The sequence below is a fragment of the Vibrio sp. 2134-1 genome, assembly GCF_033339495.1.
Window position 1 is genome coordinate 1 of the sequence record NZ_JAWOUS010000738.1, and the last position, 573, is coordinate 573.

The window sequence follows — 573 nt, forward strand, 5'->3', positions numbered from 1 at the left end:
ACTTCAGAGCGTGAGAAACTTACGACAAAACTTGTGTTTATCACTGAGTGAGAAATTATTGAATATTAAAATTAAAACATTCTTATCTAGTGAGAATTAGAGTGGAATTCACCCTAGAAAAATAAGGACTCAATAGGCAACCTGATTGGATTCGTTACCTATCTCTCGTTGAAGCATTACTCAGCGGATGAGAAAAAGGAAAAAAGAGGTTTTATGAATCATGTTATTTCAATCGGCCCACAGGAGTCGTTTCTCGTCGCTATTTGTGTGTTGTTCCTAGGGCAATTTATCAACACCAAACTTCCAATTTTAAAAAAATTTAATATCCCAGAACCGATTGTTGGTGGGTTAGTCATCGCCTGTGTGATTACCGCAATGCACTTTAATGGCGTTGATTTATCCTTCGATTTACCACTGCAAAATACCTTTATGTTGATGTTTTTTGCCACCGTTGGATTAGCGGCAAACTACACCCAACTGATCAAAGGTGGTGCGAAGGTGTTTATCTTTCTCGCGGTGGCATCAGCGTACATTCTTATTCAAAACGCCGTTGGTGTGTCTTTGGCGACCGCA

General features: G+C 39.4%; 1 protein-coding gene. It reads left to right on the forward strand.

From position 1 onward, the window contains the following. Positions 1 to 213 precede the first annotated feature (213 nt). The coding region (locus R7R78_RS28265) for a sodium/glutamate symporter (RefSeq protein ID WP_225474869.1) at positions 214 to 573 on the forward strand (360 nt) is incomplete at its 3' end.